The organism is Patescibacteria group bacterium (assembly GCA_018897295.1).
In the GTDB taxonomy this organism is placed as follows: domain Bacteria; phylum Patescibacteriota; class Minisyncoccia; order RBG-13-40-8-A; family RBG-13-40-8-A; genus JAHILA01.
The window spans coordinates 1-13,230 of the sequence record JAHILA010000014.1; the positions used below are offsets into that span (position 1 = coordinate 1).

Below are 13,230 nucleotides of genomic sequence, written 5' to 3' on the forward strand. Positions count from 1 at the left end.
AGGTCTAAATTGGCTTCTTCTCCTGCCTGGTCTGTTTATCAGGATTATTCAACAACAATCAATAATTTTACCTATACAGGCAAAGATAAATATCAATATCAATTCAGATACAGAGTAAAAGACCTTGCAGGCAATTGGTCTGCTTTTGCAGAGGGAGGAGTAATATTAGTTGACATTAATGACAAACCAACAGCTACTAATCTCTCTTACACAGCATCGGATGTCTGCAATAAACCAGTGCCATTTTATACATTCAACTGGACATACTCGGATCCGGATAAAGACAAGCAATCCAGATACATATTACAGATAGACAATAATTCGGATTTCTCCTCTCCACAGGTAAATATGGATATCACTGGCTTATCAGACCCAAGTCCATCAATAGACAGCCAGTCAATTATTGTTGCCACTCAGCCGAGCTTGAATCAGCTTGGATTTAATACTACATATTATTGGAGAGTGAGAGTATATGATGAACATAGTTTGCCATCTAATTGGACTAATGGTATACCATTTTCATTAACCACTCCTGTTCATCATTATCCGTCCTGCGATTTTACTTGGATTCCAAACTATCCTAATACCGGGGAAGCAGTAAGTTTTACTGATACTTCCAGATGCTGGGATGAAAACCCGGTTAATGGCAGCGATTGTTCAATTATCAAAGGCGATACTTATTTATGGACAATTACATCAGGAGATCCATCAACATCAGTGTTGGAAAATCCTTCAACATCATTTTCATCTATAGGGAAGTACGATGTTATTCTACGGGTTACTGATTCAGACGGATATACCTGCTCCATAACCAAATCAGTTAGAGTTAATTACCCTTTGCCAAAGTGGAAAGAGATTTTGCCGTGGTAATATGCTATAATTAAATTATGGGATTATTTGGAAACAAACCAAAATCGATTTTGGGTATTGATATTGGCACCTCTTCTATAAAAGTGGTACAATTAAGGAAGAGTGAGGATAAATTTAAATTGGAAACCTACGGGGAAATTTCCAGTATTGATTATACGGAGAAACCTGGCGATTCTCAGGAAACGATTACCCGTGAAATGCTGAAAATTGCTTTGGAAAAATCAAACGTAAACACAAAACAAGTAGTGATGGCGATTCCGATTTTTTCCAGCTTCACCAGTATAATTGAAATGCCGGAAATGGCGCCGGAAGAACTTGAAAAAAGCATTGAATTTGAAGCGCGAAAATACATTCCTATTCCTTTGACCGAAGTTGTGCTTGATTGGAAAATTATAGATTCAGGGACATTTAAAGGTAAAAGAGTTCTTTTGATTGCGGTGCCGAAAGATGTGGCGAACAAATATACCAGGATTGCCGATGCCTTGAATTTAAAAATAAATGCTCTGGAATTGGAAAGTTTCAGTTTTATCCGCTCTCTGGCTTACAAAGAAACCAAACCGATTTGCGTTTTAGATATCGGCGCCAGAGCTACTTCTTCCACTATTATTGACAACGGAATAGTTCAAATGAGCCATGGACTGGATATTGCTGGAGCGGAAATGACTAGGACCCTTGCTTCAAGCTTGGGAGTAGCATTCAAAAGGGCCGAAGGATTTAAACTTACACACGGCATTGACCACGGCAATCCGGAAGAAAAAGATGAAACTAGAGAAGCGCTGATTACATTGGTAGATGAAATAATTAATGGAAGCAAACAGATAATTAGCAACTTTCAGGCAAAAACCGGAAAGAAAATAGAAAAATTAATCCTAAACGGAGGCTCGGCGCAAATGGAAGGACTTAGGGAATATGTGGAGAAAAAATTAGAAATTAAAACCTTTATTGCCGATCCATGGTCAAGAGTGATTTATCCTGCAAAACTTGAGAAAGCCATTAAAGAGATAGGTCCCGAATTCTCAGTGGCAATCGGCTCAGCCATGAGGGAAGAATAAATTATGATTGATATTAATTTAATTCCAAAAGAATATAAGAAGAGAGGAATATCTTTAGCCGGAATACTCTCAAAAACAGGAGGAATAATCCTTGGTTTATTAATTTTAAGTCTGCTTACTTATGGCGGACTTTTCTTTTATCAAAAAAGTGTTAAAGACGAATTAAAAGGCATAATACAGGAGATAACTAATTTAGAATCAAAAAGAGATTCTGTAAAAGAAGAATTGATTGTGGGGGCTGATAAAAAGCTGGATATTGTGGAGAATTTATTCAAGGAGCATCTTTATTGGTCTAAATTATTTTCAAAAATAGAGGAATTAATTGATATAAATGTCTATTTTTCAGAATCGAAATTCAGTTTTGAAAACGAAAAAGTAAATATTCTTCTGGCCGGAAGCGCCAGAAGTTATACTGCTCTGGCTCAGCAAATGGTGAGTTTTAAAGAAGATCCTTTGGTTGAAAAAGTTGCGGTTTCTGATATCGCTTTAAGCGAAATCGGAGGAGTCAAATTTAATTTATCAATTACTTTCTCGAAAGAGATTTTATTAAGCGAGACAAAAGAAAATAAATGACTAAGAATATAATTATTATTGTTTTAATACTGGGTTTTATAGGAATTGTTGTTTTACTGGACATTCCAAAAGTTCAAGGTATTTTCGATTTAAAAAATCAAATTAAAGAACAGCGAAAAGTATTAGAAGGAAAACAATACCTTATTAGCATTGTGGAAAAATTAAGGGATACCTATGAGAACAACAAGGAAAATCTGAATAAATTGGAATATATTATGCCAGGAGAGCAGGAAGTTCCTAATCTGATTGTTCAACTGGAAGTGATTGCTGTAAAGGGAGGATTAATTTTAGGGGAAATCGGATTTAAGGTCGAAGACAAAAACGCCGAAACAAATCAGGATTATAAATCTTTGACTGTTAATATAAATCTGGTTGGAGATTACGCGGCATTTGAAAGATTTCTCAGTGCAGTTGAAGAAAACATTCGCTTAATGGATGTTGAATCAATAAATTTTATTGTTCAATCAGAAACAGCATCCCTTTTTAATTTTAATGTAGTTTTTAAGGTTTATTATCAATAAAAATTATGGAAATTAAGTCATTAGAACAAAAGAAAAGGCAAAAAACATTGATGATTATTGTTTTGGTAATAGTGGTGGTGGCTTTTTTGGTTTTGTATTTTGGATTTATTAACAAAGGGACAGAGGTTTCAATAGATAATACTCTCCAGCCGGGAGCCGATCAGCTTAATCCAGCTGCCACAGTTTTAGAGGAGAAATTAAAGAATGTTGATTTGAATACTGATTTTTTGATTAATAAAATATTGTCTGTTTTAAAAACTAATGGCGAGATGCCGGTAAAAAAGGGAGTTACTGGTAGGCCCAATCCATTCGCTCAATAATTTATAAATATGTCCAAACAAAAAACTTTTTCAGATTTTTTGATTGACAAAAAATTGATTGATCCAGCTGTTTTAAATAGCTTGGAGAAAGAAGCTGTGGAAACGAATAAGAATCTGGAAGAAATTATTTTAGGAAGAGAACTGATTAACGAAACAAAATTTTACGAACTTAAAAGTCAATTTTTAAAAGTTCCTTTTAAGGATTTGACTGATTATAAAGTTGAGCCAGAAATTTTTAAAATCGTTCCATTAGAAACTGTCCAGCATTACCGCTTTGTTCCCATTAGTGTTGATACAAAGAAAAAAATATTAGAAGCAGGTATGCTTAATCCGGATAATATTGACGCTAAAGAGGCATTAAAGTTCGTTGCCCACCGCAATAATTTAACGCCCAAAATTTTTATTATTACTCTCACCGATTTTAAGAATATCCTTAAAGAATATTCAAGTTTGAAGGGCGAAGTTAAGGAAGCATTAGATGAGCTTAAAAAGGAAATAGAAGAAGAGAAAAAAAATGTTCCTGAAAAAACCGGAAAAGAAGAAATAGAAAAAATCGCTGAAGATGCGCCAATTACCAGAGTCGTGGCGCTGATTATTAAGCATGCAATTGAACAAAGGGCGTCAGATATCCATATTGAGCCAGAAGAAAAATCAACCAGAGTCCGTTTTAGGGTAGATGGAGTCTTAAAGATTAACCTGATTTTGCCTTTGCGCATTCATCTAGCTATTATTTCAAGGATAAAAATTCTTTCCAATCTAAAAATAGACGAAACCAGAAAACCGCAGGATGGAAGATTTTTTACCGAAACTATGGGGAAGAAAATTGATTTCCGTATTTCTACTCTGCCTACTTATGCTGGGGAAAAAGTGGTGATGAGAATCCTTGATCCTACAGTGGGATTGAAAAGCTTGGCGGATTTAGGCCTTGAGGACAGAAATTTGGAAATTATTAATAGGTCAATTAAGAAACCGAATGGATTAATTCTCGTAACTGGTCCGACTGGCTCCGGAAAAACAACCACTCTTTACAGTATTTTGCATCTTTTAAATCAGGAAGGAGTGAATATTATTAGTTTAGAAGATCCTATTGAATATTATATTGACGGTATAAGCCAGTCCCAGGTTAGGCCGGAAATCGGTTATACTTTTGCCAATGGCCTCCGTTCTATTTTGCGCCAGGACCCCGATAAAATCATGGTCGGAGAAATTCGCGATGGTGAAACAGCAGCTCTGGCAGTCCATGCAGCCCTGACAGGACATTTGGTTCTGGCGACTTTGCATACCAATGATGCTATGGGTGTGATTCCGCGCTTGATTGATATGGGAGTTGACCGCTACCTGATTCCGCCGACCCTGATTGTAGCCATAGCTCAAAGATTGGTTCAAAGATTATGCCCAGAAAGCAGGAAAGAAGTTAAGCCGTCAGCAGATATTATGGGATTGATAGATGAAGAACTCTCAGGCGTCAATGTAGAAACTTTAAAACGATTTAACATTAAAAAACCCTATACTCTTTACGAACCTCAGCTTTCCAAAGAATGTCCCAGGGGGACGAAGGGTCGAGTTGGAGTTTTTGAGATAATAGAAATGACTAGCCAGCTGGAAGAAATTATTTTAAAAGACCCGTCTGAAACCAAGATTAGAGAAGAGGCAAAAAGACAAGGCATGACTACTATGCTTCAGGATGGAGTCATAAAAGCACTCAGAGGATTAGTTGGTTTAGAAGAAGTGAGAAGAGAGGTTGAGGATTAAAATTTATGAAAGATTACAAACCACAACTCGACGAATTGTTGCAGGCAGCAGGAAAACATAGTGCCTCGGATATTCATATTTCTGTAGGTAGGTATCCGACTTTGAGAATTGACGGCCGGCTAGTAGCTTTAGATAAATATCCTGTTTTGACTGGTGAAAATACAGAGGGGCTAATTTATACTTTACTTTCTGAACAACATAAGCAAACCCTGCTAGAGAAAAAAGAAGTTGATTTTTCCTATAATTATGAAGATAAGGCCCGTTTCAGAATAAATGCATATTTTCAAAGAGGGTATCTTTCAGCTGCCTTGCGATTTTTCCCGCCAGAAATAAGGACAATAAAACAATTAAATCTTCCTCCGATTTTAGAAACATTTGTTAAATTATCACAGGGATTATTTTTGGTGACCGGTCCTTCGGGGCATGGCAAAACCACAACTCTGGCTGCTTTGATTGATTTAATAAACCATACCCAGACAAAACATATTATTACCATTGAAGATCCGATTGAATATATGCTTGAGCAAGATAAAAGCATCATTGACCAAAGAGAGGTAGGCAATGATACATTAAACTTTAAAAGAGCTTTGCGCGCTGCCTTAAGGCAGGATCCTGATGTGATAATGATAGGAGAAATGCGGGACCTGGAAACAATTTCAACAGCATTAACTGCGGCTGAAACTGGGCATTTGGTTTTGGCAACTTTACATACTAACAGCGTTTCCCAAACCATTGACAGGATAATTGACAGTTTCCCGCCTAGGGCCGAGAAGCAAGTAAGAACCCAGCTGGCTTCTGTGCTTATAGGCGTTGCTTCCCAGCGTTTGATACCGAAGCCCGGCGGAGGAAGAATACCGGCAGTAGAGGTAATGATAGCCAATCCTGCAATTCGCAATTTAATTCGTGAAGATAAAGTTTTCCAGATAGATTTAGTAATAGAAACCAGCGTCGAGGAAAAAATGATTTCTTTAAACAGATCTTTGGCAGATTTAGTTCACAAAGGAATGATTTCCATGGAAGACGCAGAAACATATTCTCTGAACCGGTCAGATTTAAAGATGTTGCTAGGAGCATAATTTATTATGAAATTTAATTATCAAGCCAGAACCAAGGAAGAGAAAACCCAAACTGGAATAATTGAAGCGGGAAGCAGGGAGTCAGCCATTGAAATTCTTCAGCGGCTTGATTTGGTTGTAATTTTTTTGGAGAAAACCTCTGCCATTCCTTTTTATGCCCGTACATTAAAAATTTTCCAAAAAGTAAAAGTAAAAGAACTGACACTTTTCTACCGCCAGTTGTCAATTCTTTTTGAAGCAAATGTTTCACCACTAGATTCTCTGGGGATTCTGGCTAAACAAATTATCAATCCGCTTTTTAAAGAGGTGATATTGCAGGTGGAAGGTGATGTTAAGGGGGGAGAATCGCTGTCCCAGGCATTGGGAAAACATCCGAAAGTTTTTTTCTCTTTTTATGTGAATGTAGTGAAAGCTGGCGAAGCAACAGGAAATCTGTCCGATGTTTTAAAATATCTGGCTGACCATGCTGAAAGGGAATACAATTTAACCAGTAAAGTAAAAGGAGCATTTACTTATCCCATAGCGATATTTGCTATGTTTTTGGTGGTTGGGACTTTAATGATGATTTTCGTTGTCCCTCAGCTGACATCAATGATTCAGGAATTGGGGCAAGAGCTGCCTATGCCGACTAGGGTTTTAATTTTCGTGAGCAACATACTACGTTCTTGGCTTTGGCTTGTTGTTTTGATTATCATTGGTTTGGTTGTAGCAATAGGGAGGTTTGTAAGGACGCCAAATGGTCGTTTTATTCTTGATACTGCAAAATTAAAAATCCCGATTTTTGGCGAACTTTTTAAGAAAATATATTTGGCAAGATTTTCAGAAAATTTAAGAACTCTTTTAAAGGGAGGAATTTCCATATTAAAAGCATTAGAGATTACCGGAGCGGTTATCGGAAACAAAATTTACGAAAACATAATTAAAGAAGCCAGAGAAAAAGTGAGAATCGGAGAAACGATAAGTATTGCTTTATCAAATTATCCAAAAGAAATTCCTCCGATGGTTACGCAAATGGTTTCAGTGGGAGAAAAGACAGCTCAATTGGATATTATTTTGGATAAGGTTGCCAATTTTTACCAGCAGGATGTTGATAGGATGGTTAACAACATGACTCAGCTTATTGAACCGATAATGATTTTAATTTTAGGCGGCGGCGTAGGATTTTTAATTACCTCAATTTTGATGCCCATTTATAACATGACATCGGGAATGTGATATAATATAATTAAGAAGAAAAGGTCGATTAAAAACGATAAAGTAACAAATTACTTCTATGAGAAAATCTAAAGGTTTTACCCTAATCGAACTTTTGGTTGTTATTGCTATTATCGGTATTTTATCAACCATTGTTTTGGTATCATTGAATTCTGCTAGGCAGAAGGCCAGAGATACTCGTAGGCTTGGCGACATAAGACAAGTGGCATTGGCTTTGGAAATGTATTACGATGATAATGCTTCTTATCCTTCTGTAACCGGCTGTACAGCAGCCAATTGGACCGGGACCCTGGCAACAGCCATTCGGACGGGCGGTTATATGACTGCACTTCCAATTGATCCGCTGAATTCCGGCAACAATGTTTATATGTTCGGCAGCATTGGCACAAATTACGCATTAAAAGCAACACTGGAAAATAATAATGTCGCCTTAAAAGCCGATGTTGACGGTACGGCCATATCCTGTACTTGCAATGATTCGATACCGCCATATTATTATTGCATCCAGCCATAATTTATGTTTTAGCTTAACAAACACATTCTGGTTCGATGTTACATCGGACCAGAGAAGTTTGCTAAGCTAATTTTGTAAAATGGTATTATTTTATATTTTGATTTTTGTTTTTGGGGCAATTATTGGCAGTTTTTTGAATGTTATTATTTGCAGATTGAATACAGGAGAATCAATTTTAAAAAATCGCTCCCATTGTCCTTTCTGCAATAAAAAATTGGTCTGGTACGAATTGATTCCAATCATAAGTTTTATTATTCAGTTGGGAAAATGCCAGAATTGCCACAAAAAAATTTCCTGGCAATATCCATTAGTGGAATTTTTTACAGGAATAATTTTTTTCTCAATACTTATTACTCAATATTCGTTACTTAATACTTTGTTCTTGCTTCTTATTTCATGTTTTTTAATAATTATTTTTGTTTACGACTTTAAGCATTATCTGGTTGCTGATATAATCATCTATCCAGCTATCATTGTCGCCTTTTTATACCAGCTCCAATTTCCAATTTCCAATTTCCAATTTCCAATTTTCAATTATTTGTTAGCCGGACTAATAGCTGGGGGATTTTTTCTGGCAATTGTTCTGATTTCTAAGGGTAAATGGATGGGGGTAGGCGATGTTAAAATCGGGGTTTTAATGGGATTGATTTTCGGGATGCCATGGGTGTTTATTGCTTTATCTCTGGCATTTTTCATTGGGGCCATTGTTTCTGTGGCATTATTGGCGCTTAAAAAGAAGACGCTTCAATCAGAGATTCCTTTTGGTCCATTTTTGGTTCTCGCTACTTTTGTCGTTATTTTTTGGGGAGATATTTTATTAAATTGGTATTTGAATCTATTTTAATTTATGAAAAGATTTAAAGGCTATGCCTACCGGCAGGCAGGATTTACGCTTATTGAGGTATTGGTAATAATGTTTATTATTTCCACGCTTTCCACTGTGCTTGTGGTTAATTGGCGTAAGAATGAAAAGCGTTATCAGCTTCAGCGTTCAGCCCAGACAGTTGTTCAAAACTTCAGAAAAGTTCAAAGTATGTCTTTGGCAGGCAAGAATTTGTGTGATCAGGACTCTCCTTGCATCCCTCGGAATTATGGAGTTCATTTTGGGAAAACCACTTTAACCTCTTATGTCATTTTTGCCGATAAAAATAACAATGGTAAATATGCCAGCGCAGTGGAGACCAATGAACATATAGAAACAATCTATCTTGAGTCCGGCATAGAACTTTCGTTATCTGTGGACTTAGATGTTGTTTTCTCGGTTCCGGACGGATTCGTTATGATTAATGCGAAACCGCTGACTACTGAAGCATCTCTGACTATTAAGCGAAGCGGAACAACTTGCCCTTCTTCTAACTGTAAGATCATAATAATAAAGAAAAGTGGCCAAATAACAATACAATGAGAAAAATCATATTTGCCAATAAACGAGGTTTTACATTAATGGAAGTGATTGTTGCTGTGGCAATAATTATTACTGCATTGATTTCCTCGTTAGCATTAATCACTAGCAGTATTTCGAGCATCAGAGAAAATAAGTCAAAAATTATCGCAACAGGCCTTGCCCAAGAGGGCTTGGAAGTTGTTAGAAATATCAGAGACAATAATTGGCTTATTTATAAAAGAAAAGCTAATGACTGGAGAGACGGATTGTCAGCAGGAAATTATCGGGTTCAATTTGATCAAGAGAGTTTGCTTTCATTTAGTTCGGTGCCTTTAAAAATAAATACCACAGATGGACGTTATCAGTATTCCAATGGGAATAATACTATTTATTACAGAAAAATAATAATTCAGGATATAGACGTTGACCAATTTAAAGTAGTCGCTGAAATCAGTTGGCGAGAGGCGGGAAGAGATAATTTAATCAGCGCCGAAACCAGATTTTATAATTGGTTAAAAGAAGAGTGATATGAAAAAGGCCATGCCTGCCGGCAGGCAGGGTTTTACATTAATAGAGCTTCTTGTTTCGATGTCCATATTCATAATAGTGATTATGGTAGTTTTGGGTTTGTTTTCTGCAGCTATAAAAGCGCAGAGAAAAGCATTTGCTATGCAAGACGCCCAAGAAAATGCTAGATTTTTAATGGAATTTATGGCTAAAGAAGTAAGGATGAGTGTAATTACTAGTAGTAATGGAACTTCACCCAATTTGACGCTTACGCGCTCTGACGGCGATAGTGTTACTTATAGTATCAGTAGTAATAAAATTTACAGAAATAGTATTCAGGTAAGTTCTGATGAAGTTTATATTTCCGGAACTTTTTACACAGAAGGAGTTGGTTCTGAAGACGGCTTACAGCCAAAACTGACAATTGCGTTGAAGATTAAGACAACAGGCACTAAAGTCGAGGAAAGGGCCGAGATTAATATCCAAACTACTCTTTGCCAGAGAAATCTTGATTTATGAAAAAATTAAAAAATAATAAAAAAGGGGCATCACTTCTTCTTGCGCTGTTGATTATATCAGCGGTTTTAAGTATTGCTTTCGGCATTTCGGAATTAAGTTTAGGAGAAATAAAGATTTCCCGCGATGCGCCTAAATCATTAATTGCTTATTATGCTGCTGATGCCGGAATTGAATGCCAAATGTTTGCCGACAGATTAAGCAAACCTAATTGTTCAAGCGCCTGCATAGATGTTAATTCTAAAATTTGTTATAAAATAACTATTTCTGGTGTTAGCCCAAAGAGAACAATCAAATCTTCTGGCATATATCAGGATATAATAAGAGCTATCGAATTAACATATTGATAAACATGATCAAACCAATTAAGAGTATTTTAAAAATCATTAAAAAACCGATTGTGGCTGCAATTTTAGTTTCTCTGATTATTGGTTTTATTGGCGGTTTTATTGGCGGATTTTTAGGCAAAGATTTTGTTTTTGGCAACAAACAGGAAATTCCCGAAAGAGTTTTAAAAACAATTCCTGAAGTGGTTAAAGAAGTTTCACCAGCGGTAGTGAGTGTGATTATCAGTAAATATGTGCCGATTTTAGTACAGGAATATTACAATCCTTTTGGAGAAAACAGTCCTTTTAACATTATGATTCCGAGGATAGTTGAAAAAGGCAAAGAATTAAAAGAGGTCGGTGGGGGCAGTGGATTTATTGTTTCTTCTGACGGTATGATTGTGACTAATAAGCATGTGGTATTGGACGAAAAAGCCCAGTATACAGTTTTGGTCAATGACGGCAACAAGTATTCGGCCAAAGTTTTGGCCCGCGACCCAAATCAGGATATAGCAATTATAAAAATTGAGGCCAATGGCTTATCAACAGTTAATCTTGGTGATTCTGACAGTATTGAGATAGGGCAAAGCGTGATTGCCATTGGCAATGCTTTGGGTGAATTCAGAAATACAGTCAGTGTAGGAATTATTTCTGGTTTAATGAGAACCATTACTGCTGGCGGAGGCGGGTTTGAAGAAAAATTGGAAGAAGTTATTCAGACAGATGCAGCAATTAATCTGGGAAATTCCGGCGGGCCATTGCTCAATCTTTTTGGCGAAGTAATCGGAATGAATACTGCTATGGCGACTGATGCGGAAAATATCGCTTTTGCAATTCCAGTAAACAAAATCAAGAAAGATATCTCAGACGTAGAAGCCACAGGAAAAATCAATAGTGAAAACAAAACAGAATAAATCAGTGTTTATGTTTATTGTTTATGTTTATTGCGGTTTATTACATTTATATATCCTGTATTTGTATACATTTCTTCACGATCGAGAAAAAGTGTATATTTTTTTAAAATAATATGTTATGATGTATTTATGAAATATAAATTACCGTTTACTGAAAAATTACTTTGGGATTTATATAATTTCAGCCATAAGACAGGAAGATTAATACTTAAAGCGCTTCCTAAAAAACATGGGTTGCCTTTTTCTAGTTTTAATATATTTAGAGATGAATGGACGAGTGAAAATAAGAATAAATATCTAAGAAAACAAAGTAGGAAAAAATTTGCCCTTTTAGTTTATCGACTTAAAAAGCAAGGGTATCTAAAAAAATTAAAAATTAAAGATAATTCAGCAATTGCGATTACTCAACAAGGACTAGATAAGATTTTAAGGATTAATTTTAAATTAATGGATAAAAAAATCAGAAAAGATAATAAGTGGCAGATGGTTTTATTTGATATCCCTGAGGATAAGAGAAGAGGTAGGGATTTGTTTAGAAATGAATTAAAGTATCTAGGGTATAAAATGCTTCAAAAAAGTATTTGGGTTTGCCCATATGACACATTAAAAGAAACTAAGGATTTGATTAAAAGATATAATTTAGGAATTTGGGTAGAATTGCTTTTAGTTAATAAAATTGGGTTAAAGTAGTTTGGATATTAATTTAATGTGTGAATTATATATACAGATTCTTACGATCGCGAAAATTTGTATATAATGAATATTGTTTTTTATTGTTGTTTTTCGGTCAATTTTTCTTGACAAGATTTTTATTTGGGCGCATAATACCAATATACCCTAAAAGGGTACGCAATTCCGCAAGGAATATGCACTTTATAAAAAAAAGGAGGAACAACTATAATGAGTAGAACAACCTTTTCCATTCCAGGATGGTATGTGGAGTTTCGGTCCAGCGTATTGCGGCAATTGCCGCGGCCAGGAGATGGTCTCCAAAACATCGACCAGATTACAGCAGGGGGCTGGGTTAAAAATCAGGCAGCTTTGAAAAATGTGTTGGCTCAAACTCTGATTCCGCCAAAATCTGTGTCTCCGGAGAAGTTCGGCCTGTTCATTGATCTCGGCATTATCACGGTGCCGGACAACTATGTTCACGATACCCAACTGGCCTCGTTTGAGAAAAAGAACCACGACAAGTTCCGTTTCTACGACGATGACATTACCGACAAGAATTTCGCCAAGGTTACGACAAAACTCGTGCCTGGCCAAAAGTTTCACGTCAAGGTCTTTAAGCTTATAGGAGCCACGACCGTCAAGGAACGTCTGGCGTTTTACAAAAGTCAAAACGCGGCTCTGGTCGGAGCCCAGGGTATCTCTCTTATATTCGAGCAGAAGAGGAATCTGTTGTCCAGGGGACTCTCATATTACTCTTTTAATGAGAAGGAAGCTCTCTGGATAGATACTGACGGTCATTACAGAATGCCATTTCTTGATCTGGATTTGATCGGGAACTGGGGTATTGGTCTTGATTACCTCAATTATGATTGGTCCAACAAATGCTTGATTTGTTGTTTCTACCTAATTTAGTTTTTGAACGACAGGGGCCCTTGGTGGGCCCCATTTTTTTTATTTAATATTCTTGACAAGAAAATTCTACTTGCTATAATTAAATTAGCACTCTCGTATAGAGACT

At 36.3% G+C, this 13,230-nt stretch carries 17 protein-coding genes; all 17 read left to right on the forward strand.

Translation table 11 applies throughout. The features are described 5' to 3' along the window. The coding region (locus tag KKI21_01920) for a PKD domain-containing protein (protein MBU4284961.1) at positions 1 to 870 on the forward strand (870 nt) is incomplete at its 5' end. Positions 871 to 887: 17 nt separating this feature from the next. Further along, positions 888 to 1,922: a type IV pilus assembly protein PilM gene (pilM, locus tag KKI21_01925; protein ID MBU4284962.1), complete on the forward strand. Its 1,035-nt coding sequence runs from the start codon at positions 888 to 890 to the stop codon at positions 1,920 to 1,922. Positions 1,923 to 1,925: 3 nt separating this feature from the next. Beyond that, the gene (locus tag KKI21_01930; GenBank protein ID MBU4284963.1) at positions 1,926 to 2,495 is read left to right on the forward strand and encodes a hypothetical protein; all 570 of its coding nucleotides are present in this window, start codon (positions 1,926 to 1,928) and stop codon (positions 2,493 to 2,495) included. Then, entirely contained in the window at positions 2,492 to 3,016 is a 525-nt protein-coding gene (locus KKI21_01935; GenBank protein MBU4284964.1) for a type 4a pilus biogenesis protein PilO, read from the forward strand. The genes KKI21_01930 and KKI21_01935 overlap by 4 nt, the downstream gene beginning before the upstream one ends. A gap of 5 nt (positions 3,017 to 3,021) precedes the next feature. After that, on the forward strand, positions 3,022 to 3,336 hold the full coding sequence (locus KKI21_01940; protein MBU4284965.1) for a hypothetical protein: 315 nt from the start codon (positions 3,022 to 3,024) through the stop codon (positions 3,334 to 3,336). Positions 3,337 to 3,345: 9 nt separating this feature from the next. After that, positions 3,346 to 5,088 (forward strand): GspE/PulE family protein, encoded by a 1,743-nt coding sequence (locus KKI21_01945; protein ID MBU4284966.1) that lies wholly within the window; start codon positions 3,346 to 3,348, stop codon positions 5,086 to 5,088. Between the two features lie 5 nt (positions 5,089 to 5,093). After that, positions 5,094 to 6,164, forward strand: a complete 1,071-nt coding sequence (locus KKI21_01950; protein MBU4284967.1) for a type IV pilus twitching motility protein PilT — start codon at positions 5,094 to 5,096, stop codon at positions 6,162 to 6,164. Between the two features lie 6 nt (positions 6,165 to 6,170). Further along, on the forward strand, positions 6,171 to 7,379 hold the full coding sequence (locus KKI21_01955; GenBank protein ID MBU4284968.1) for a type II secretion system F family protein: 1,209 nt from the start codon (positions 6,171 to 6,173) through the stop codon (positions 7,377 to 7,379). Between the two features lie 58 nt (positions 7,380 to 7,437). After that, positions 7,438 to 7,893 (forward strand): prepilin-type N-terminal cleavage/methylation domain-containing protein, encoded by a 456-nt coding sequence (locus KKI21_01960; GenBank protein MBU4284969.1) that lies wholly within the window; start codon positions 7,438 to 7,440, stop codon positions 7,891 to 7,893. A gap of 79 nt (positions 7,894 to 7,972) precedes the next feature. Then, entirely contained in the window at positions 7,973 to 8,737 is a 765-nt protein-coding gene (locus KKI21_01965) for a prepilin peptidase (protein MBU4284970.1), read from the forward strand. Positions 8,738 to 8,740: 3 nt separating this feature from the next. Then, a complete protein-coding gene (locus KKI21_01970) occupies positions 8,741 to 9,298 on the forward strand; it encodes a type II secretion system GspH family protein (GenBank protein ID MBU4284971.1) in 558 nt (185 codons plus the stop codon). Next, a complete protein-coding gene (locus tag KKI21_01975) occupies positions 9,295 to 9,804 on the forward strand; it encodes a type II secretion system GspH family protein (GenBank protein MBU4284972.1) in 510 nt (169 codons plus the stop codon). The genes KKI21_01970 and KKI21_01975 overlap by 4 nt, the downstream gene beginning before the upstream one ends. Before the next feature lies 1 nt (position 9,805). Next, positions 9,806 to 10,303 carry a prepilin-type N-terminal cleavage/methylation domain-containing protein gene (locus KKI21_01980; protein ID MBU4284973.1) on the forward strand — a complete coding sequence of 166 codons (498 nt, stop codon included), beginning with the start codon at positions 9,806 to 9,808 and terminating at the stop codon, positions 10,301 to 10,303. Continuing rightward, on the forward strand, positions 10,300 to 10,647 hold the full coding sequence (locus KKI21_01985; protein ID MBU4284974.1) for a hypothetical protein: 348 nt from the start codon (positions 10,300 to 10,302) through the stop codon (positions 10,645 to 10,647). Before KKI21_01980 ends, KKI21_01985 begins: the two co-directional genes overlap by 4 nt. Before the next feature lie 5 nt (positions 10,648 to 10,652). Then, a complete protein-coding gene (locus KKI21_01990; GenBank protein ID MBU4284975.1) occupies positions 10,653 to 11,540 on the forward strand; it encodes a trypsin-like peptidase domain-containing protein in 888 nt (295 codons plus the stop codon). A 129-nt stretch (positions 11,541 to 11,669) separates the two neighbouring features. Continuing rightward, positions 11,670 to 12,230: a CRISPR-associated endonuclease Cas2 gene (gene cas2 / locus KKI21_01995; GenBank protein ID MBU4284976.1), complete on the forward strand. Its 561-nt coding sequence runs from the start codon at positions 11,670 to 11,672 to the stop codon at positions 12,228 to 12,230. A gap of 210 nt (positions 12,231 to 12,440) precedes the next feature. After that, positions 12,441 to 13,124 carry a hypothetical protein gene (locus KKI21_02000; protein ID MBU4284977.1) on the forward strand — a complete coding sequence of 228 codons (684 nt, stop codon included), beginning with the start codon at positions 12,441 to 12,443 and terminating at the stop codon, positions 13,122 to 13,124. Positions 13,125 to 13,230: the final 106 nt, after the last annotated feature.

Bases quoted from the DNA above. Each gene is read 5' to 3' on its own strand.
- KKI21_02000 (MBU4284977.1), top strand. From the start codon at position 12,441: ATGAGTAGAACAACCTTTTCCATTCCAGGATGGTATGTGGAGTTTCGG.
- cas2 (MBU4284976.1), top strand. From the start codon at position 11,670: ATGAAATATAAATTACCGTTTACTGAAAAATTACTTTGGGATTTATAT.
- KKI21_01975 (MBU4284972.1), top strand. From the start codon at position 9,295: ATGAGAAAAATCATATTTGCCAATAAACGAGGTTTTACATTAATGGAA.
- KKI21_01990 (MBU4284975.1), top strand. From the start codon at position 10,653: ATGATCAAACCAATTAAGAGTATTTTAAAAATCATTAAAAAACCGATT.
- KKI21_01930 (MBU4284963.1), top strand. From the start codon at position 1,926: ATGATTGATATTAATTTAATTCCAAAAGAATATAAGAAGAGAGGAATA.
- KKI21_01940 (MBU4284965.1), top strand. From the start codon at position 3,022: ATGGAAATTAAGTCATTAGAACAAAAGAAAAGGCAAAAAACATTGATG.
- KKI21_01950 (MBU4284967.1), top strand. From the start codon at position 5,094: ATGAAAGATTACAAACCACAACTCGACGAATTGTTGCAGGCAGCAGGA.
- KKI21_01970 (MBU4284971.1), top strand. From the start codon at position 8,741: ATGAAAAGATTTAAAGGCTATGCCTACCGGCAGGCAGGATTTACGCTT.
- KKI21_01980 (MBU4284973.1), top strand. From the start codon at position 9,806: ATGAAAAAGGCCATGCCTGCCGGCAGGCAGGGTTTTACATTAATAGAG.
- KKI21_01935 (MBU4284964.1), top strand. From the start codon at position 2,492: ATGACTAAGAATATAATTATTATTGTTTTAATACTGGGTTTTATAGGA.
- KKI21_01965 (MBU4284970.1), top strand. From the start codon at position 7,973: ATGGTATTATTTTATATTTTGATTTTTGTTTTTGGGGCAATTATTGGC.
- KKI21_01985 (MBU4284974.1), top strand. From the start codon at position 10,300: ATGAAAAAATTAAAAAATAATAAAAAAGGGGCATCACTTCTTCTTGCG.
- KKI21_01960 (MBU4284969.1), top strand. From the start codon at position 7,438: ATGAGAAAATCTAAAGGTTTTACCCTAATCGAACTTTTGGTTGTTATT.
- KKI21_01945 (MBU4284966.1), top strand. From the start codon at position 3,346: ATGTCCAAACAAAAAACTTTTTCAGATTTTTTGATTGACAAAAAATTG.
- pilM (MBU4284962.1), top strand. From the start codon at position 888: ATGGGATTATTTGGAAACAAACCAAAATCGATTTTGGGTATTGATATT.
- KKI21_01955 (MBU4284968.1), top strand. From the start codon at position 6,171: ATGAAATTTAATTATCAAGCCAGAACCAAGGAAGAGAAAACCCAAACT.